At 48.3% G+C, this 20227-nt stretch carries 24 protein-coding genes and 1 other RNA gene; 2 read left to right on the forward strand and 23 right to left on the reverse strand.

Annotated features, from left to right (window positions below):
• Positions 1–8 precede the first annotated feature (8 nt).
• The 12 genes from rsmI to E8L90_RS23025 all read right to left on the reverse strand — a co-directional run bounded on the left by rsmI (position 9) and on the right by E8L90_RS23025 (position 8722).
• A complete protein-coding gene (gene rsmI / locus E8L90_RS22970; protein ID WP_137031503.1) occupies positions 9–881 on the reverse strand; it encodes a 16S rRNA (cytidine(1402)-2'-O)-methyltransferase in 873 nt (290 codons plus the stop codon).
• Positions 878–1153, reverse strand: a complete 276-nt coding sequence (locus tag E8L90_RS22975; RefSeq protein WP_137031504.1) for a GIY-YIG nuclease family protein — start codon at positions 1151–1153, stop codon at positions 878–880. Before E8L90_RS22975 ends, rsmI begins: the two co-directional genes overlap by 4 nt.
• Entirely contained in the window at positions 1128–1895 is a 768-nt protein-coding gene (locus tag E8L90_RS22980) for a tRNA1(Val) (adenine(37)-N6)-methyltransferase (protein WP_137031505.1), read from the reverse strand. Before E8L90_RS22980 ends, E8L90_RS22975 begins: the two co-directional genes overlap by 26 nt.
• Before the next feature lie 108 nt (positions 1896–2003).
• Positions 2004–2375 (reverse strand): DNA replication initiation control protein YabA, encoded by a 372-nt coding sequence (yabA, locus tag E8L90_RS22985; protein WP_103109824.1) that lies wholly within the window; start codon positions 2373–2375, stop codon positions 2004–2006.
• Positions 2376–2403: 28 nt separating this feature from the next.
• The gene (locus E8L90_RS22990; protein ID WP_137031506.1) at positions 2404–3219 is read right to left on the reverse strand and encodes a PSP1 domain-containing protein; all 816 of its coding nucleotides are present in this window, start codon (positions 3217–3219) and stop codon (positions 2404–2406) included.
• Between the two features lie 3 nt (positions 3220–3222).
• A complete protein-coding gene (gene holB, locus E8L90_RS22995; protein ID WP_137031507.1) occupies positions 3223–4203 on the reverse strand; it encodes a DNA polymerase III subunit delta' in 981 nt (326 codons plus the stop codon).
• Positions 4204–4219: 16 nt separating this feature from the next.
• Positions 4220–4666, reverse strand: a complete 447-nt coding sequence (locus E8L90_RS23000) for a YaaR family protein (protein ID WP_137031508.1) — start codon at positions 4664–4666, stop codon at positions 4220–4222.
• Positions 4667–4758: 92 nt separating this feature from the next.
• Positions 4759–5088 (reverse strand): cyclic-di-AMP receptor, encoded by a 330-nt coding sequence (locus E8L90_RS23005; protein ID WP_007719896.1) that lies wholly within the window; start codon positions 5086–5088, stop codon positions 4759–4761.
• A 143-nt stretch (positions 5089–5231) separates the two neighbouring features.
• On the reverse strand, positions 5232–5873 hold the full coding sequence (gene tmk / locus E8L90_RS23010; protein WP_137031509.1) for a dTMP kinase: 642 nt from the start codon (positions 5871–5873) through the stop codon (positions 5232–5234).
• A 39-nt stretch (positions 5874–5912) separates the two neighbouring features.
• The gene (locus tag E8L90_RS23015; RefSeq protein WP_137031510.1) at positions 5913–7385 is read right to left on the reverse strand and encodes an aminotransferase class I/II-fold pyridoxal phosphate-dependent enzyme; all 1473 of its coding nucleotides are present in this window, start codon (positions 7383–7385) and stop codon (positions 5913–5915) included.
• A 104-nt stretch (positions 7386–7489) separates the two neighbouring features.
• Positions 7490–7672, reverse strand: coding sequence for a sigma factor G inhibitor Gin (locus tag E8L90_RS23020; RefSeq protein ID WP_007719893.1), 183 nt, complete (start codon positions 7670–7672; stop codon positions 7490–7492).
• 60 nt (positions 7673–7732) lie between these two features.
• Positions 7733–8722, reverse strand: coding sequence for a hypothetical protein (locus E8L90_RS23025; RefSeq protein WP_137031511.1), 990 nt, complete (start codon positions 8720–8722; stop codon positions 7733–7735).
• Between the two features lie 209 nt (positions 8723–8931).
• Between E8L90_RS23025 and E8L90_RS23030 the strand changes: the two genes are divergently transcribed.
• The gene (locus E8L90_RS23030) at positions 8932–9459 is read left to right on the forward strand and encodes a hypothetical protein (protein ID WP_137031512.1); all 528 of its coding nucleotides are present in this window, start codon (positions 8932–8934) and stop codon (positions 9457–9459) included.
• Between the two features lie 16 nt (positions 9460–9475).
• On the opposite strand, the gene E8L90_RS23035 is transcribed toward E8L90_RS23030, so the two are convergent.
• The 10 genes from E8L90_RS23035 to E8L90_RS23080 form a co-directional block, all read right to left on the reverse strand.
• A complete protein-coding gene (locus E8L90_RS23035) occupies positions 9476–9742 on the reverse strand; it encodes a pro-sigmaK processing inhibitor BofA family protein (RefSeq protein ID WP_137031513.1) in 267 nt (88 codons plus the stop codon).
• A 12-nt stretch (positions 9743–9754) separates the two neighbouring features.
• Complete coding sequence (locus E8L90_RS23040; RefSeq protein ID WP_012683849.1) at positions 9755–9985, reverse strand: DUF2508 family protein; 231 nt, start codon at positions 9983–9985, stop codon at positions 9755–9757.
• 15 nt (positions 9986–10000) lie between these two features.
• Positions 10001–10978 (reverse strand): CPBP family intramembrane glutamic endopeptidase, encoded by a 978-nt coding sequence (locus E8L90_RS23045; protein WP_137031514.1) that lies wholly within the window; start codon positions 10976–10978, stop codon positions 10001–10003.
• A gap of 59 nt (positions 10979–11037) precedes the next feature.
• A complete protein-coding gene (locus E8L90_RS23050) occupies positions 11038–11511 on the reverse strand; it encodes an SRPBCC family protein (protein ID WP_137031515.1) in 474 nt (157 codons plus the stop codon).
• A 261-nt stretch (positions 11512–11772) separates the two neighbouring features.
• Positions 11773–12369 (reverse strand): recombination mediator RecR, encoded by a 597-nt coding sequence (gene recR / locus E8L90_RS23055; protein ID WP_017246916.1) that lies wholly within the window; start codon positions 12367–12369, stop codon positions 11773–11775.
• A gap of 28 nt (positions 12370–12397) precedes the next feature.
• The gene (locus E8L90_RS23060) at positions 12398–12709 is read right to left on the reverse strand and encodes a YbaB/EbfC family nucleoid-associated protein (RefSeq protein ID WP_026042919.1); all 312 of its coding nucleotides are present in this window, start codon (positions 12707–12709) and stop codon (positions 12398–12400) included.
• 45 nt (positions 12710–12754) lie between these two features.
• Positions 12755–14452 carry a DNA polymerase III subunit gamma/tau gene (gene dnaX / locus E8L90_RS23065; RefSeq protein ID WP_137031516.1) on the reverse strand — a complete coding sequence of 566 codons (1698 nt, stop codon included), beginning with the start codon at positions 14450–14452 and terminating at the stop codon, positions 12755–12757.
• A 139-nt stretch (positions 14453–14591) separates the two neighbouring features.
• The gene (locus tag E8L90_RS23070; protein ID WP_137031517.1) at positions 14592–16025 is read right to left on the reverse strand and encodes a PAS domain-containing sensor histidine kinase; all 1434 of its coding nucleotides are present in this window, start codon (positions 16023–16025) and stop codon (positions 14592–14594) included.
• A gap of 230 nt (positions 16026–16255) precedes the next feature.
• Positions 16256–16520, reverse strand: an RNA gene (gene ffs, locus E8L90_RS23075) — signal recognition particle sRNA large type.
• Positions 16521–16575: 55 nt separating this feature from the next.
• The gene (locus E8L90_RS23080) at positions 16576–18339 is read right to left on the reverse strand and encodes an HD domain-containing phosphohydrolase (RefSeq protein WP_137031518.1); all 1764 of its coding nucleotides are present in this window, start codon (positions 18337–18339) and stop codon (positions 16576–16578) included.
• Positions 18340–18553: 214 nt separating this feature from the next.
• Here E8L90_RS23080 and E8L90_RS23085 point away from each other — a divergent pair, with 214 nt between their 5' ends.
• Positions 18554–19444: an EamA family transporter gene (locus E8L90_RS23085; protein WP_137031519.1), complete on the forward strand. Its 891-nt coding sequence runs from the start codon at positions 18554–18556 to the stop codon at positions 19442–19444.
• A gap of 121 nt (positions 19445–19565) precedes the next feature.
• Here the strand turns inward: E8L90_RS23085 and E8L90_RS23090 are convergent, their stop codons facing one another.
• Positions 19566–20225 (reverse strand): DedA family protein, encoded by a 660-nt coding sequence (locus E8L90_RS23090; protein ID WP_137031520.1) that lies wholly within the window; start codon positions 20223–20225, stop codon positions 19566–19568.
• Positions 20226–20227: the final 2 nt, after the last annotated feature.

Here is a 20227-nt window from a genome sequence, read left to right on the forward strand (position 1 = left end):
ATTACCTTCTATTCACGATGATATTCGTTGTAAACATCTCGTTTGGATACGTTTCGATCATCGGCAGCTTGCTTGATGGCTTCCTTTTTCCCCATGCCTTGTGCGCAGTAATGATCCACGTGCTCCACAATACTCAGCGATTGCCACCAGGAATCATCGACTTCTGCTTCCAGCGGACCGGTGTTCCCTTCGACAATAACACAAAACTCACCGCGCACCTCGCCACTTCTAAGCCATTCCAGTAGCTCGTCCAACGTTCCACGCGCAAATTCCTCGTAACGCTTTGTCAGCTCTCTTGCCAGGACAGCTCGCCGATTCCCCCACGCTTCCCGCATGGCAGCAAGTGTCTTTTCCACCCGATGGGGAGCTTCATAAAAAATCAGCGTTTCTGGATATCGCTTCAATCGTTCCAGCTCTTCGCGTCTTTCTTTGTTTTCACGTCCTATAAATCCGCAAAATACAAAGCGATCCGTAGGAAGTCCGGAAGCGATCAAAGCTGTCAACGCCGCATTGGCACCTGGAACGGGGATGACAGAAAATCCCGCTGCGGTCGCATCTCGTACCAGCTCCGCGCCCGGATCGGAAATAGCCGGCAAGCCAGCGTCGCTTACCAAGGCAATCTTCTTGCCCTCGGCAAGCCACTGCAACAGCCCATTTCCACTTGCTTCCTTATTATGCTCGTGATAGCTGACCGTACGTTTTTCGATTTGAAAATGATTCAGCAGCTTTCTCGTCTGGCGCGTATCTTCACACGCGATGACATCAACTTCACGCAACGTATTTAGACACCGCACCGTGATATCGTCGAGATTGCCGATAGGTGTAGCCACCAAATAAAGGACTCCTGCTTCTTCTGACGCAAAACTGCGTTGCACATTCATTCGGAGGCCCCTCCAATCAATTCATCTTTTTTCTTACGCGTTAATCGTTTGATGCTCTCTTCACGCTTGAGACCCCAGGAACGGTCTGCTCCTTCTTCCCAATAGAGCAGCTCCACTGGCCCGCGGCCTCTCGTATACTTGGCACCTTTTCCTTCATTATGAGCAGCCAAGCGACGGATTAACTCTGTCGTATATCCGGTGTAGAGTGTCCCATCCGCACAAGAGAGGATGTAGACATAGTGACTCTTATTCGAGGGAATCTCGTCTGCCATAATAGATTTCCTGTAGTTCTTCACAGTATTGCTCTCCATTTTCATACACAATCAGCGGCGGCTGAATTCTCAGCTCCGGCTTTCCACCCCTTATTCCCTCGATCAGAACCATATTCGGCTCTGCTTCCTTGCGCGGATAAACCAGACGCATCCGTTTCGGCTCGATGCCGTATTGGCGCATAAGCGAAATGATGTCGATCAAACGTGTGGATCGATGCACGAGCGCCAGCTTTCCACCGTTTTTCAGCAACTGACTCCCCACGCGAATGACATCCTCCAAGGACAGCATAATCTCATGGCGGGCAATCGCAAAGTGCTCGCTGATGTTTTTCTCCCCGCTCGTCGCAGGCATATACGGCGGATTGCATGTGATCAAATCGTACTTCCCGTGCCCGAACAACGACACTGCATCCTTCACATCTCCATGATGCATTACGATTCGTTCGTTCAAACCATTCAGCGTCACATTGCGGCTCGCCATGCTGAACAAGCGCTCTTGAATTTCGATTCCATCAAAACTGGCTTCTGGCGTACGCGTAGTCATTATGAGCGGTATAGCCCCATTGCCCGTGCACATATCCAATACTTTTCCGCGCTTTGGCACCGATGCGAATCGCGCCAAAAGAACCGCGTCCATCGATAAGCAAAACACTTCGTGGCTCTGGATTATTTTCATTTCATGCGTCAATAAATCATCGATGCGCTCTGTTTCATAAAGCGGCACGTTGGTGACAGGTTCCATTTACGGCTCGTACTCCCTTTTGTTCTCGTCTTAGTATTCCTATCCGGAAAAAAGCGACCTGACACGTGGCCCAGGTCGCTTTTTCATGTGGTGCTGGTTACTCACCGCTTATTTTTGAGGGCCGCCGCTCAGGAATGAGAGACAGAACAGGCAATCCCCTTCTTTTCGCAGGCTGCCAAAATGCACATTGCAAATATGAAATCCTTCCGCGTACAAACGAGCGAGGTTGTCATATCCTTCTCCGACCACTGCCTTTTTGGCTTTTTCCTTCGCGACAGGGCTTGTTCCCTTTTGTTTTGTTTGGGAGCCGGTCTTTTTCCTGTCTAGTCGGTTGCGAAGGTGCTGGTTTTCAACGAGTAATTGGGCGTTTTCCTCCATCAAAACAACGATGACGTCTTTCAGTTCACCAATTTCTTTATAAAGGTCGCCAATACGTTCTTCAATGCTCGCCATCTTGACGAAGATTTCCCGTTTGTCCACTAGCTCACCTCTCCCCTACCCCCACACTTTATTCAAAGGTGGGGAGACCTATCGCAATCTCATCCAATCCGAATTCGGTGACGCGTTTGTCGATTGAAAGCTCTACCTGGACAGATTGGTCAAGTACGTTTACAGAAACGACTCGTCCGTTCCCCATCGGGGTGGTGACCACTTTGCCGACGTCCGGCATTTCATCCTTCGAGCTTTCATAGTTGTCGTTCTCGTATTTTAAACAGCACATCAACCGGCCGCACAGGCCAGAGATTTTGGCTGGATTCAACGAAAGATTTTGGTCCTTGGCCATTTTGATCGAGACAGGCTCGAAATCGCCGAGGAACGTCGAACAGCAAAGCAACCTGCCACAAGGACCGATCCCGCCGAGCATTTTGGCTTCGTCACGTACACCGATCTGGCGAAGCTCAATCCGGGTGCGGAATACGGAGGCGAGGTCTTTTACCAACTCACGGAAATCAACCCTGCCGTCAGCGGTAAAATAAAAGATAATCTTGTTGCGGTCAAACGTGTATTCCACATCGACCAGCTTCATATCGAGCTTGTGCTCTTTGATCTTTGTCTGACATACAGCAAAAGCATTCTTGGCGGCTTGCTTGTTTTCATCCACCTGTTTTGCATCTCGCTCGTCTGCCATCCGAATGACCTTTTTCAGCGGCAATACGACATCAGACTCAGCCACTTCTTTTTTGCCAATGACGACCTTGCCAAATTCGACCCCTCGCGCCGTCTCAACGATGACGGTGCATTCTTGCTCAATCGGCAGTCGGTCAGGGTCGAAGTAATATATTTTGCCCGCTTTCTTAAAGCGGACCCCAACAACCTCGTACAAGGGTTATCCCTCCTGGAATTGAAGAACCAACCGCTCAAGAGCCAACTGTGCGTTGGCATTTCGCTCTATCCGATTTTTCGTCTCCATGACCAAATCTATCCCACGCAAGAGCTCAGCTTTTGTCCATACCAGTGCTTGTCCTTGCAGCACATCCTGTTGATCGCTGTTAATGAGATGGGCATGCCTGCCTACTTGCAAATACAGGATATCGCGCAGCCAAAGGATGAGCAAATCTAAAAAGAGGGGTAGTTCCTCTTTACTTTTGTCGCTCTTTTGCAACATATCATGGATCGTTAAGAGTGCAGATGAATTGCGCTGTTTACACTCCTGCACCAATTGTATCACTAGATTTCTTAGCTGTGCAAACGATTCTGATTGGCTGAGTGTCATAGCTTCTTCCACATTTGTCGTAATGTGGGAAGCAACTTGCGCCATTCCTGCCAAAACGCCCTCTGCTCGCAACTTTTCTGCAATCGATTCTGCAGAAAGTGGTGAAAATTGAACGATTTGGCACCGAGATAAAATCGTAGGAAGAATCGCATGGCTGTGCTCTGTTAAAAGTAGTGCCAGTACACCAACAGGCGGTTCCTCCAGAAATTTGAGCAGACTGTTGGCAGCCTGTGTTGTCATTTTATCGACGTGCTCGATGATATATACCTTGCGTGACGACTCGACGGCGCGCATCGCCATTTCTTTTTGCAATGAACGGATCTGGTCGATCTTAATCGAAGCCCCATCAGGCGTAATAAACAACACATCCGGGTGGTTGCCACCCTCTATGCGCCTGCATGTAACACAGGCCCCGCAGGCGTCTGCCTCCCTTTCCGTACAAAAAAGGGACTTCGCCAGATGCAGGGCCATCTGCTTTTTACCTGAACCTTTGGGACCCGCCAGCAAGTAGGCGTGTGCCAGTCGTTCATTGCGCAAACTATGATACAGCAGTTCCTGTGCTCGTGGCTGCTGAGAAAAACGGGTCCATGTCATGATGGTTTCACACCCACTAAAAATACAAATTGATCAACATGCCGCGGATTTCGCCAATCCTGGCTAACAAATCAATCGTTGGTGCCTGCTCGCTCAAGAGCTCATCTGTCAGCTTGAGCAGCTCTGCATCCACCTCTTTGACGATTTTGTACAGCCTGCTACGGCCACGCCGATTCATTCCTCGTCTGTCATCTAAGGCAATGCCGAACTTCACAGCCTCTTCCATGAACTGCTTGACGAGATTTTTATAAGCATAGAAGTCACGAACGGCCCGGGAACGAGCAAGAATTTGTCCCTGCCTGTCTATGTCTGTCAGTAGCCGGGTAAGCTTCTCCTGAGACATGCGTTCGTCTTCTCCTTGAATCATCGTGCCAAAATTCAGCTTTTCCATTTGAGGATTCTTGCGTGAATCCGTTGTTTTAATCAAGTCCAGTTTAGGCCGTAACCCATCACTGATTTTCATATCGCCACCTCCGTCGCCCGATCCAATACAGGGTTTATCCCCATAAGATCAAGTATATACGAAAGTTGCGAAAAAAGAGAGAAGGAACCACGTTAAAATGAATGGAACTCTCCGACATCCAATACGAATACTGCCGCACCACCCACCTGTACTTCCAGTGGATATGGCATGAACGAGTCTACAGCATTACTGAGTGGAGAGACGGGAGTGACCATTTGTTTGCGGGATTTGCAATTATGCGCAATGATGTCGATTACTTCCGGCACGCTTTCGTCAGACGTACCGATCAAAAAAGTTGTGTTACCGGCGCGTAAAAAGCTACCCGTACTAGCCAGCTTCGTAGCACGAAACCCTTTTTTCACCAGTTGTTGAGACAGACGACCACTATCTTTATCTTGGACGACCGCAACTACCATTTTCATCGGCTATCACCCTTTCTCCCATGATCCATTCCCCATTTGACTTCTTCATTGTATGAAAAACACGTAGGCTTGGTACGTTATTTCACTTAAAACATATTATACAGCATGTCCATCATCCTGCGGTACAGGGAACCTTACAGCCTTTACAATCTGTCTAGCAGTGCCTGTAGGGCAGATTGATAAACATGTTCCATCGGCTGCTCGGCATCAATCACGACAAAACGCTCTGGGTCTCGTTCCATGACCATCTGATACCCTTCCCGAACAAGTTCATGGAAACGCATCCCTTCCAGATCGAGACGATTCACTTCTCGTCCACGGGAAGCATTAATCCGTGCCAATCCGGTTTCGGGCTGTACATCAAAGAACAAGGTCAATTCCGGCATGCAGTCGCCGACAGCAAATCGGTTAATCTGGTAGACAGCATCTATGCCCAATCCCCGTGCATGTCCTTGATAGGCAAGGCTACTGTCGATAAAACGGTCGCACAGTACCAGCTTGCCCTCTGCCAAAGCAGGTAACACCTTTTCCGCCAAATGCTGACCACGTGCTGCCGCGTACAAGAGAGCCTCTGTTCTTTCATCCATCTGCGTGTGGGCCGGATTTAAAATAATTTCCCGAATTTTTTCGGCGATATCAATTCCACCGGGCTCACGAGTCAAAAGCACATCGACTCCCCGCGCTTTCAGTTCCTCGTACAGCTTGGCGATGACGGTGGATTTCCCGGCACCTTCTCCGCCTTCTATCGTAATAAATCGGCCTTTTTTTCCTGTTGCCACTTCCATACTCCTTCCACCCCTGTTGTAGCAGGCCAGTTGCTTTAATTATCGTAAAACCTGTATCGTTTGTAGCTGGTCGTCTTGCACGCCGTGGAATCGTGTTTGTCCTCTCGCCAATTCCTTCAGCATCGCCAGACTTTCTTCATCGATCCGCTCGCCTGGCACCAGCACCGGAATCCCCGGCGGATATGGAATCACCATCTCTGCCACAATGCGTCCCAGAGCCTGCTCCAAAAGAATCGACTCCCTCGGGCAATCAACGGCTTCATGCATCTGCAATGCCTGCTCGCGCAAATAATGGGAAGACACGACTCCCGCCAAAAGAATGCGCTCCTCCCCCGGTTCCACTTGTGGCGCCATCGATTCAAGCAATCTCCACAAAGCGTCTAAGTCACGGGAGGATGTTCCTGTCGAGGCTGCGAGGAGTACATGAGAGTCATCCGCCAGCTCCGAGAAAATCCCGTGCTTTTCCATCCATTTCTGCAACTCAAATCCACTGAATTGGGCCGTTCGCAAATGAAAAAACAGCTTCAGCGGGTCAAGCGTAGTGTATACGCTGTTCGTGGACAGTCTCGGCCAATCCAGCCACTTCAGTCGATCGAGTCGCTCCCGAAACTTGTCCAAAAGCGGCAGCAGTTTGTTCCACTCCTCGGTCGCCGCAAGCACCAGATGACGTCTGGCTAAATCGAGTGAAGCCATCAGCACATACGACGGGCTGGAAGACTGAAGCATAGCCAAATGACGGAATAACCGTTCACGATCAATCCGCTCCCCCTGAATATGCAGCATCGAGGACATCGTCATTGCTGTTCCCATTTTGTGTGTCGATTGGACCGAAGCATCCGCACCTTCCTGCATAGCAGAACGCGGAAAGGCAGGATGGAACCCGTAGTGAGCACCGTGAGCTTCGTCTATCAAAAGCGGTACGTCAAACCGATGGACCGTAGCCGCCATTTTCGCCAAATCGATACCCATTCCATAGTAGGTAGGATTCGTCAAAAACACTGCCTTGGCATCGGGGTGTGCAAGCAGCGCACGCTCTACATCTTCACGCCTTACACCCGCAGCGACTCCTGTTGCCAAATCGACGGCAGGGACTAAAAAGATCGGGGTTGCTCTCGCCATCATAATGCCGTTGAATACAGACTTATGGCAATTGCGTTGTACGAGTATCTTGTCGCCCGGCCGACATACCGTCATGATGAGAGCGATATTCCCTACTGTACTTCCTCCGATCAAAAACTTGGTCTGTTCCGCATGGAAGGCTTGCGCCGCCAAATCCTGCGCTTCTGCAATGACACCCTGTGGCTGATGCAGGTCATCTGTCCCGCTAATTTCCGTTACGTCCAGCTCCAAGATGTCTTGAAAGCGATTTTTCGCATGGTTGTCAAAGCTATGGCCCATTTTATGTCCTGGCACATGAAACGGATGCGGCCGATGCTTGGCGTGCCGTTCAAGCTGTTCATAAAGGGGCGCACGCTTTTGTCGCTCCCGAAATTCAACATCTCTCTCCAACACGCGCGACTCACGTCCTTTATTTTTATTCCCCTATTTTAGCATGATTTGGACACGCATGAGTCCAGCAAAAAAAAGACACCGGAATGCACCGATGCCTTCTTTCTTCACGCATCTTTTCGCAACCAAATGCGTCTCATCTGATGAATAAAAAACGGATACTTTTCATCCTGTACATCGGTATTGACCATTTCCTGTTCGCACCGTTGACAGATAAACTGCTCACAAATGGCGATTCCGTCATTCTGCTCCTGTTCACAGACGATACATCGCTGAGCAACTTTTTCCATAGTGAAAACGCCTGCCCTTTTCCTCAATATATCAACCATTATACCCCATTATAATCAGCATCATTCCCAAACGTTCGTGTTTTCGCCGATAGCTCGGTAGGCTTGGAAGTAGGACTGGGCTTCCTGCAAAGGGAAGCAAGCTGCTGCATCAATGACGTAGGACTGCCGCATCCCGTTAACCAGCTCTGATAATGGCAGCTCTGCAATGGTCGTTCCCGCGGCATTTCCGATCACGAGCAAATCCGCATCCTTTACAGCATCCTGCCACGAATCGTATCGTGTCCAACCCGTCATCCTTTTGTTCGGAATTGGCTTGTCCTCCCCCATGTACACCGCAACGTCTTTTTCAGCCAACCAGTCAGAAGGCATATGCCCCCATAGCGAATCGTCTCCCCAAAGTACGATCCGCTGTATATTGGCTTTTTGTAGAACGAGCCTGCATTCTTTTTCAAGCCATCGAATTATGAGAGAAGAGTCTTGGCGGGAAGGGTAGAGCCAGCCCTGACCGATTCGTTTGTCCATACCGAGCGCGCGACTGACTTGGAGCAGAGAAATTCCCTTCTCATCGCAGCTCGCACCCAGCTCGATGTAAAACTGCTCCTTCCACGCCAAATAGCGAGGGAATTGCCGAACTGCTTCATCCACTTCGCGCATCCCGCAAACCATCGTCACCAGTGAGCAGCGAGCGAGCTGCTTACAGAGGAACCGCATCCATCTCCCATTGGGTTCTCCTCCAAGCAAAGCACGCTCACGGGTAAATAACGCCATGCGTATGACCTCGTGCTCCCCGGTGTGCTCGCATTGGGCATGTAAAGTATTCGCCCAGTCGTATGGCACGTCGCTCCCATAGACAAGTGCGAGCCATGGCCCCGTTCCCGGCTGTTGCATCCTTTGCTGCAAAAGCTTTCCATCACTCTCTTTTGTCAGCAGGAATCCATTGGCGCCTTCTTGTATGGCATCTGCGCTGCAAACAACCAGCTCTATTCCACATGCTCCTAGCTCATTTCCGAATCTGGCTACGACCTCCTCTGAAATGACCCATAGCTTCACGATTTCCTTCCCTCCTCCTCAGGCCCTAACCAATCAGTTCCCCTATCATTCCTTTTATCCTACCCATAACAAAAAGCCGTCAGTCTAATCAGGCTAGACTAACGGCTTGTTTCATTCCGTGTATGAGCTTTCTCCAGATTTGCGACTGTGCGATAATAGAAACGCAGACTTTCATTCATCCAGACCGCTGTAAAAGGAAGTGACTTCTCATGAAGGAAACCGCCGCCCATACGATCTATAGCTACAAGCTGCTCTATCGTTTTCGCTGGCAATTCGTCGGCTACCTTTTTCAACTGCTGTTAATAGGCTTGTCCCTTATTTGGCACTCATTCATGCTACAAGTCCCCGCTTATACACTGATTGTGACATTAGCGATTCTACCTGTTATACCGATCTGTCATTTAGTCTTATTTCGACTATATGCCCTTCTGCGCGGCCATAAACCAAAGACAACTGCCGATATGCTCGTCTCTCCATGGTGGGGGGCAGGCTATCCACTTCCCATCCCGCTCTCTGTCTATCGGGGAAGTGAGCTGACGGTAAACGTGGGGAGTATGGCGATTGCAGCAGGGGCTTATGTGTGGCTTTCAGAAGGATATGGGCTCACGTTGATCACCGGAACGTTGATCGTCTCGCTGCCACGCCTCCTCGCCCTCCTTACTTCCTTTCGTCAGCCAAGTCGTAGTCGTGTGAAATACGAGGATCGCGGCGTTGCTTTTTTGTTTACCGATGGATAACCGAAGCGATACATCTTTACATAATCCATAGCTTGATGACAATCAACGCCGCCAATCCAGGCAAACGGAGAAATCCAACGAGCAGAGCCGTCACAGGGTTGATCGGGATGTGGAAGTTAGCCAACTCTCCTACCAGATTGGTGAAAAACAGCAATAGTGCCCCAATCACGACTTGCATGATCCCAAATCCAATCCACCTGATCGGGCCCGTGACAGATTTGCTGGCGGCAATCACCAGCAAAATTCCAACTACAATCAGTGCTATAACCCACCCTGTAGTCATCTGCTTTTCCTCCTATGCCTGTTGGCGATTCCTCTCGCGCTTTGCTTGCGCGAGCAAATACATATACCGCTTTTCGGTCACGTGCAAATAGTAAATGACATCATCCAAACCGCCATCCGGCTCACTGATCTCCACAAGATGGCGGGCATGCTGCCAGTCCATTCGCGCCTGATTGACTGCCACATCCAAGCTGGCTTCATTCCATTCCACCACGAACCGCGCTTTTTTTCTCCACCTACTCACCTGCAAGCTTCCCCCTCAGTGAAAGTAGTAAAGCACTCCTGTCATGTTGTTCAACGCATGCAACAGAACTGCTCCCCAAATTGATTGGTACCGATGTCGAACGAATCCGAGGATAAGTCCAATGACAAAAAGCGGAACGAACAGCGCGATATCCATATGCAGGAGCCCAAACCAGAGACTGCTCAGGAAGATACCCAAAACGGGACCGATTCTCTGAACCAGATAAGTCTGAATCACGCCGCGAAACAAAATCTCCTCCGCAATCGGAACCAATATGCCAATGACCAGAAGTGAGGTGAACGCCGCCAAAATATCCGTTTCTTTCGCCTGCACAATCTCTTTTTCGATCAGCTGCTCTCGCTCTGATGACAGAGACAGTCCAAACCAGTCCGCAATCGGGTTAGTCACCACCACATCCAGCACCAGTGCAATCAAAAGAAACAGAGCAGCGAGCATCAACAGCATCCGGCCAAGTCGTACAGGTCGGCGAACACCGATTTCTCCCAGTCGTCCACGAAACCACAGCGGAATCAAAATCAACAGGAACAGTTGAAAAATAGCTGATTCCAATATCCCTCCGATCGTACCGGTGGAAAAGAAGGTACCTTCCAGTAAAAACCCATACAACAGCAGTACGCCTGTTTGAAACACATGCAACCAAGCTACAATATGCAGTACATCATTCCCTGTAAGCTCGTCATATTGCCATAGCCATGACGTCGGCTGCCGCCTTTCTCGGAGCAGGCTCACAATGAAACCGACGGTCGCAATGAAGCTAAATACTGCCACTGCAAAAGCAAGTAACCCTAGCCATACCTCCGGTTGCCCAGCGGTAGTAGCAACCCACTTTCCGTCATCCCCCTTGTGAAAACGAATCATGGATAACTCCGTAGCAAACATGAGCCAATACCCAATAAACAGCATGATCGCCCATGGAGTGGACTTTTGTCGCCGTATTCCACTCGCAAGCGACAGTCCCGGTCCTGTCAGCATCTCCTCACGCTCCTATTTCACTGTATGTCTCGTCCATTCAAAAAAGTCCGGCATTTCTATCAAGATTGCAAAGCTTTGATCTGTGCTTCTGCTACTTGCTTGAGATATTCATTGCGCGTCCGCAAAAACCGTGTCATATACGCCTCCAAGAACAGCCAATCCGCGAGCTTTCCCAAAATGCCCAGCGGAGAAGTGTAATCAAAAATATCAATCATCCTCGTCTGACTGTCCGTTATCGGAATGAACTCGTGCGTGTGATGAAACCGTTTGAATGCGCCCGAAACCATCTCATCCACGAAATAGCGCGGTTCCTCCATCTCTGTGATTTTCACCGTCAAATTCTGCTTGATACCAAAGTGAATGGCTTCCCAGGTAACCGTCTCCCCAAAGTTTATCAGTCCGCTCGTTACTCCTCCAATCGCTCTCTCCTTTGTGCTAGCGGTCGATTCCATATGCAAATCAATGCTTCTGGCAGCATCGAAGCAGACCTGTCGCGGAGCATCTATCAAAAACTCCATACGAATAACTGGCATACTTCATCCTCCTCCCGAAACGAAAAAAAGACAGGCAGCCCCCGTCTTCTTTTCTATCTTTGTCGTACGTATTGAAATTCCTAGGATGATATTTAAAAAGTCGTCCTTTCAGCACCGAGAAAGTGGCGAGAACCTGAAGAAGGAGGAGCGGAGTGTAGGGGACCTACATGAGCACCGGACTTCGAAGGTGAACGCCAATTTCGATGTCGAATGATCATCTAGAACTACATCGTGATCAAAGGACGACTTTTTAAATTTCCTTTACAGGTCGCGTCTGCCTTCCAATGCCTTGGTCAGCGTCACTTCATCGGCGTATTCCAAATCTCCACCCACTGGCAAGCCGTGAGCGATACGTGTCACACGAATGCCAAAAGGTTTAATCAACCGGGAAATGTACATCGCTGTCGCTTCCCCTTCGATATTCGGATTGGTCGCCAAAATGACTTCCTTCACCTGCTCGTCACCGAGGCGCTTCAACAGGTCAGGAATGCGAATATCCTCCGGGCCGATCCCATCCATAGGAGAAATCGCCCCGTGCAAAACGTGATAATACCCTTCAAACTCTCTGGTCTTTTCCATCGCTACCACGTCTCGCGGCTCTTGCACCACACAGATAACTGAACCGTCACGACGTTTGTCCCGACAAATATGACATGGATCGAGATCGGTAATATTGTTGCAGACTGAGCAATAATGAAGCTGACGCTTGGCATTGACCAATGCTTTTGCTAGATCAAGCACGTCGTCCTCTTTCATATTGAGCACAAAAAAGGCAAGCCGCCCAGCCGTTTTTGGACCAATGCCGGGCAATTTCATAAAACCATCAATGAGCTTTGAGACCGGTTCTGGATAAAACATCGCCTATTCCTCTTTTCCTGCCCAATTTTTAGAACAGGCCTGGGATGTTCATGCCTCCGGTAAATTTGCCCATTTCCTTGCCTACCATTTCATCTGCTTTGCGCAGGGCATCGTTCACAGCAGTGAGCACCAGGTCTTGCAGCATTTCTACATCTTCAGGGTCTACTACTTCTGGCTTGATCACGATGTCTTTGATTTGCTTATGTCCATCGATTTTCACAGTGATAGCACCGCCACCAGCAGAGCCTTCCACGATTCTTTCTTTCAAGCCTTCTTGCGCTTTTTGCATATCTTCCTGCATTTTTTTCACTTGCTTCATCATTTGTTGCATTTGCTGCATGTTTTTCATTGAGGTATCCTCCCTAAATGGTTATGAGTGTATGATTTAGTCTTTGACTTCCACAAGACCTTCTCCGACAAGCTTGATGGCTTCCGCCAAAAACGGGTCCTCTTCAGGCTCATCAGAAGCGTCTTTTTGACCAACCTGCTGGTCTACACTTTGCCACTCTTCCTCCATGACAGACAAGAGCTGCAAGGGCCTGCCCAGCACCGTAGACATAACGCGCTCGATCACGCTCCGAAGCTCTGCCTCCATCGTCTTATCGCAATGGATGGCACTGTTGAAGGTTACGACAACAGCTTCATTGCCGGCAGCTACCGGTTGACCATTGACTAGCCAAGCCTGGTACTGAATCTTGATCTTTTTCAGTTCGGTCAAAATTTGACTCCACTGCCCGCGCACCTGTCTCGTCAAATTCTCATCCATGGCCTTCGCGACTTCCCTGACTCTATTCATCGGGGTTCTTGAACCACCAGAAGCCGCAGCTATGCGCCTTGGTTCGTTCTTGCGCGTTTCTTCGGCCTTTTGTTGGCCAGGAATGCTCACCTGACCTTGCATCACTTGAACCAAACGCTCTTCCAAAACGCGGACGCGATTGGACATCGCGGTCAGTTCCTCGCTGTTAACGGGTGAGGCACCCATAGATTCCGTCGCATTCGCATTAGGCTGGCACATTTTGACAAGGGTCAGTTCAACCAGCACCCTTGCATAGGTCGACCATTTTAATTGCGACAAAGCCTGATTACAGGTCTCAATCGCTGCGTAAAGCACCGGAAACGAGTACAGCTTTGCAACCTCTGCAAACTGATCATCAATCATGGTCCGCTCGACAATCTCTTCCAACTGCGGCGCTGTCTTCAATAACAGCATATCGCGGTAATAGTAAAGGAAATCGTGCAGGAACTGCTCCGGGTCCTTCCCTTGCACCATGACTTTATCAAATTGCTCCATGACCTGCGCAATATCATTTTCGGCAATATGTCGCGCAAGCACAGAAAAGTAAGATTGGGCAACTGTGCCCGTAATCTGCATAATATCACTAGCACGAACCTCGTCCTTGCTATAGCTAATCGCTTGGTCCAACAAGCTAAGAGCATCACGGGCTCCACCTTCAGCCATCTTCGCTACGAGCTGCAGGGCCTGCTCCTCCACCTGCACCCCTTGTGATTGGCAAATCCTTTGCAAAAGATTGACCATCACGCTCAGAGGAATTCGGTGAAAATCAAAGCGCTGACAACGAGAGATAATCGTAGCTGGCAGCTTGTGCGGCTCTGTCGTCGCCAAAATAAAAATGACGTGGGACGGCGGTTCTTCGAGAGTTTTTAACAAAGCGTTAAATGCCTCTGTCGTCAGCATATGCACCTCATCGATGATGTACACTTTATACCTGACGTCGCTCGGGGCAAATTTCACTTTGTCGCGAATGTCGCGGATCTCTTCAACACCACGGTTGGATGCCGCGTCGATTTCCAGCACATCCGTTACAGAACCGTTGGAGATGGCTCTACACGTATCGCATTGATTGCATGGCTCGCCATCTATGGGCTGCTCGCAGTTCACTGCTTTCGCCATAATTTTGGCTGCACTTGTTTTTCCCGTACCTCGGGGACCGTTGAATAAATAGGCATGGGACAGCCTATTTTCGCGTAAAGCATTACGCAAGGTTGTCGTAACATGCTCTTGTCCGACTACGTCTTGAAAAGTCGTCGGTCGGTATACGCGGTATAGCGCGGTATAAGCCATGTTCGTGTGACACTCCCCATCTGCACAGTCCTCTTCTATATCCTATTCAGTATACACGATTGCCACCGTTCGTACAAAGTGAACGGACATGTCTCACTTAAAAAACGCCCCGTTCACAATTGTGCGGGACGCATTCTTCCTAATACGGCAGCATGATATGGAAGGTCGTCCCAAACCCTTTGGAGGAGACGCGGATTTGACCGCCAATATCGTGAATGATTTTTTGGCAGACAGACAATCCGAGCCCTGTTCCTTCCTCTTTTGTCGTAAAAAACGGATCAAAAATCTTATCAATAATGTAAAGCGGGATGCCCGGACCTGAATCGTGAATATCGATACTCACTTTGTCACCATCCTGATCAAAATGATGGGAAATCCGAAGCGACCCTTGCTCTCCCATAGCTTCTATTCCATTTTTGCAGATATTGATGAACACTTGCTTCAATAGCTCGTTATCCCCGACGACCATCGGAAGCTTACCGCGAGAGGCAAACTGGACATCAATTCCGTACAGATTCGCCTGTGACTCGACGATCGGCAAAATTTCCTCAAAAACGGTATTTAAGTCGACCATGGAATATTGAATATTACGCGGCTTGCTCAATAGTAGGAATTCACTGACTAAAGAATTGATGCGATTGATTTCGGTGAGCATGATTTCGGTGTACGTTTTCTCCCTGTCCATGCCGCTGTCACCGAATAACCTGAGGAACATTTGCAGAAATCCTTTGATCGAGGTAAGCGGATTGCGAATCTCGTGTGCTGTACCAGCAGCAATTTGCCCGATCATCGCCAAACGTTCATTCCGCTCGAGCTTTTGGGCGAAGGATCGCAGGTTTGTTATGTCTTTGAAAAGAATAAACGCCCCTACTGTTTTCCCTGACTCGTCTTGGAGCGTATTTGCGTCGACAATCAGCTCATAGCGTTGGTTGTCATTAGTCCAGGAAGTCGCGACATTTTGCAGCTTTACGCCTTCCAACAGTTCTTTTTTTATAAGCCGATGCGGTTCGGGAATGCCGCTAAATACTTGATCGACGTGTTTATTGATGACGTCCAGTCTCTCCATACCCAGCAGCTTGCACGCCGTCTGACTGGCTTCGATAATGATCGATTTCTCGTCGAGGATAAACAAGCCCATGCTTGTATCATAGGTCAGCTTGGTTAGCAATCGCTGTGACAAAAGCTGTTCGCTTTCTTTCACGAGTTGGGGAAAATGAATCATGTACAGAAGTTCTTCTGCTTGCTGTGCCATGATCATGACAGATGTGTTCCTACATCTTCCCTGTTTATCACACCATTCCAGTTCGACCTCGCCTTTGGTTCCCACTTCTTCTTCCTTTCGCAAATATTCCTCATACAGGTGCTCTATGGAACCTCGATGGGGAAGAAGAGAGCTGATCGGCTGATTAACAAGTTGATCGCGTGAATATCCGGTTACACGAAGCAGTTGTTCGTTGACCTCCACGATACTACCCGCTTGATTCACCAATAAAACGGCAGTAGGCAGTTGATGCATGAACCGCTGCAATCGACCGGACGAGCCAACGAGATGTAACGAAGAAAGTGCACTCATTGCTTGTCCCTCCTGGCCTATGACGTATTTTGAAAGGAAAGAAACCAAATCCTTTCCGCCTATTATGAAAATTCGTGAGAATACTCATAAAACCTTCATTCTATCCACTTGAAAAGCACGGAAATGTTTCGCTAGTTATCGCCAATTTCCAACAAAAAATAATTGGATCGCAAAATAAAAATAGCATGCTTCCCTTTGGAAACATGCTATCTGTACATGCGTGATAAGTACCGTGCACCTATCTTCGATAATTCTTATCCGAGCGTTACTTATGGTAGCAGCTCAGAGCAGGCTACCCTGCGGCACACGCGATGATCCACTTATGGCTGCTTCCTTCCGGACCTGACCAGATTCATGGGTTCGCGTTGCACAGGACCCGCTCCTCAACACCGCCGCCATAAGGCAGCCTCACATAAGAAAACCTAGGATAGGAATTCAACCCTGCTATTGCGGATTGCAGGTTACAGGGCACCGCAACCTCCCCGTCTAGCACGGTAGAACTAGAATACCAAAGTTAGTAGCCGATAGCAAGGAGTAAACCTATCCAGTGCTAGGAAATCTCTCTATCCTTACTAACTCTTCCCTTGCAATCCGCCGATTGTGTAATCTGAATAGCTCCATCCTCAAAAGCCTTCTTAAAAATCGAAACAATGGAAGGATCAAACTGTGTTTCTTGGCAGCGCAGAATTTCTTCGTATGCCTCTTCTGCTGACATGGCTTTGCGATAGGAACGCGTAGAGGTCATGGCATCAAATGTATCTGCTACGGCTAGAATACGGCCAATCAGTGGAATTTCTTCCCCTTTGAGCTGATCAGGATAACCCTTTCCATCCCAGCGCTCATGATGATGCCGTACCCCTGGACTGATATGAGACAGGTTTTCTATCTGCTCCACAATTTCTCCACTGATGATGGAATGAGTTTTCATGCACTCGTACTCGTCAGGCGATAGCTTTCCTGTTTTTAAAAGGACGTGATCAGGAATAGCTACTTTTCCGATATCATGCATTAATCCAGCATAACGTAAATCATCTCGTGATATTGCAAGCTGCTCCTGTTGCTGTAAATAATCGTAAATGATTAGGGCATAGTGTGTAACTCGTTCTGAATGTCCTGCTGTATAAGGGTCCTTCATCTCTACGGCTAAATAAAAGCTGCGAACAATTTGATCCAGGCTCTGTTGCGAATACTCCCGCTCTCGGATAATTAACGCATGCATCTGTTCTGCCATGGTGTTGAACTTATTCTCCAGTAGCGTTATTTCTTTCATCCCCTGTATCGGGACGCGTATGGAGAAATCACCCTTCAACAAGGAGTCAGTGGCGGATACCAAGCTATAGATCGGCTCACCAATCCATTTTGATAAACGATGAGCCACATAACAGGCAAATAAAACAACGATAAAAAGGGTGAAAAAAAAGATGAGGTTCAATCGTTGTAATCGTTCATTAATCCCCTCTCTCGGCAACCATTCAAAATAAGCAGCACCGCTTTTTTCAGACACTTTACGGTATACATAAATGTCCTTGCCTTCGATGAGTAAGGAAAAGAGTCCTTTTTCATTGGATTGTTCCCACTGCCTGTGTACTATTTCATAATGTGGAAGTGCCGAAACATGTTTTCCAATCATAGCTTTATCAGTGTGAATCATAATGGTTCGAGAGGGGGAAAGGACCATTATGCCATACTCTTTTGGAACGATATCAGTACAGATCCAGTCAGTCAGTTTATCCAGATTGATTTCCACCAATAAAAGTCCCGTAGCTTTTGGATTCGAGCTCTCCAGGCGCTTCTCGAGAAAAAATGATCTTGGGCGCTCCTCTTGCTCCCTTTTGGTAAGAAAATCTACCCTGTTTTCTCCCGTTCCCCATTGCTCTCGTTCCATAAATTGATTATCCGCACTCCAGCTCTTATCTTCGTGTAATGAGAAAACTCTACCATCCTCACCGAGAAAAACAATATTTCCTACCACGTTTTGTTTGCGGGAGAAACGCTCGAATAGATGTTGGACGCCATGTTCCTGCGATGTCCATTCACGCCTGAAGCCATTCCTTTTTCCTTTGACAAAATGTGGTTCCTCTGTGATACGCACGGCCAGTCTATCCGCCAATTCATCGGTATCCTTTTGGATAGACTGAAAAAGGGACAAAAGCCGCTCATCGACGAGCCCCACGTCCGCATCCATATTCGTCTTGTATAGTTCAAACACTGCCTCCTTGGCTTGATCATAAAAAAGGAAGCAAATAAGAATAGTTGGTCCTAGAATCAACAATAAAAATGTGGAAAATAATCGATCCCTCCACTTCTGGTACACAAGCCTCCCCCTTTTATCTAAGCTGTTCACCAATCCTATAGCTACACTATTTATAGTGGGTACGATTATATAGTGTCACTTCACTATTTCCCGCTGAGATCAAACGTAAACATTTGTTCGAACCAAAAATGGAATCTTTTTCATCCATAGACAAACAGACGCTGTCGTAATATCCTAGCTAAGAATTATTATCGTATGTGAGGAGATGCATCAGATGAGATACATCCTCCTGGTTTTTCTCGGAGCATGTAGTTACGGCATACTATCAACCATTGTGAAGCTTGCCTACAAGCAAGGCTATTCGCCCGCAGAGGTAATTGGTGGGCAAATGTTTTTGGGCTTTGTGCTGACCTGGATACCCGCTCTTTTTTTCCTGCGGACCAAGCCCTCCCTTCGCCAGTTGCTATTATTAGCCGTCGTAGGTCTGACTGTCGGTTCGACAGGAATTTTGTACTACAATGCCCTGCAATATATCCCAGCCTCGATCGCCATCGTCCTTTTGTTTCAGTTCACGTGGATGGGTGTACTGATTGAAGCTGTGATGACTCACCGGATGCCTGGAAAAGAGACGATTTTTTCCCTCCTCTTGCTGCTAACCGGGACCCTTCTTGCTGGAGGAATTTTCGAGAGCGGCGGATTGGCCCAATTTCATATCCTGGGTGTCATATTCGGTCTTCTCTCAGCCGTTTCTTTTACGCTGTTTATTTTGTTCAGCGGGAAAACCGCCATTGCTGTGAATCCCTGGATTCGTAGTTCCAGTATGGCCACTGGCTCTTTTCTGTTAGCCAGCCTGATTTACCCACCCGTTTTTCTATTCAATGGAGCATTGTTGGACGGTTTGTTTCCATACGTATTATTGCTCGCTTTCTTCGGTATTTTGATCCCGACAGTTTTTTTCAATTATGGTATGCCTCACATCGGACCAGGGATGGGAGCTATATTAGGAGCAGCTGAGCTACCTATGGCTGTACTCTCCTCCTATGTCATTCTGAATGAGTCTGTCTCTATACTCCAAGTGAGCGGTGTCGTGGTCATTTTACTTGGAATTATCTTGCCAGAATGGCTACGCCAGCGAAACATTCGAAGAAACAAGGCTACCTCATAAACGTTGTCCAAAGCCCATCCATTGTGCCACTTCCGCGCATACGGATGGGCTTTTTATGATAAAAAGCAACAACCCTCTGCTCACGCAGAGGGTTGTTGACTTCGTCATTATTACATTCGGGTTACTCTTTTCGATCAGGATCGATCATCAAAGGCTGTGGCGCAGCTGCGATGCTTTTTTGTTTTCTCCAAACGGTAAAGCCATAATAAGCAGCAATAATGAGAACCAGTACGCCTAAGACAGAGAAAATCACGGTTCGATTATTCAATAAGGCCACATAGGAAGTAAGCATCTCCACCTTATTTCCCATGAAATGACCGAGCAAAAACAAGATCAGTGTCCATACAAAGCCGGTTGTGTACGAAAACAGGGCGTAGCGTGGAAACGTCATTTTCCCGATCCCGACCAAGTAAGGAACCACATGCCTGACGACAGGAAAGAAATAGCTGATACATAGCGCGTAGCTTCCGTAACGATCGAGCAGCGACTGCGCTTGCTCTACGTACTTATTCATTCCTTTTTTGCGACTAATCCAGTTCAGTGCAGGCGCACCTAGCCATCTCCCGAGCACATATCCCAATGACAGCCCAGACACAACACCCAAATAGGTTGCAATAAATGCAGGAAAAACATGCAGAAGTCCCATCGAGGTCAGCACTCCCGCAGACAGCACGATCACCTCGTCAGGAATCGGCATACCGACAATCCCTAGCCATAACATAAAGAAAAGAGCAAAATAGCCAAACTGACCCACAGACTCGGACAGCATATCGACAATCATTT

It is taken from the genome of Brevibacillus antibioticus (assembly GCF_005217615.1).
Lineage (GTDB): Bacteria > Bacillota > Bacilli > Brevibacillales > Brevibacillaceae > Brevibacillus > Brevibacillus antibioticus.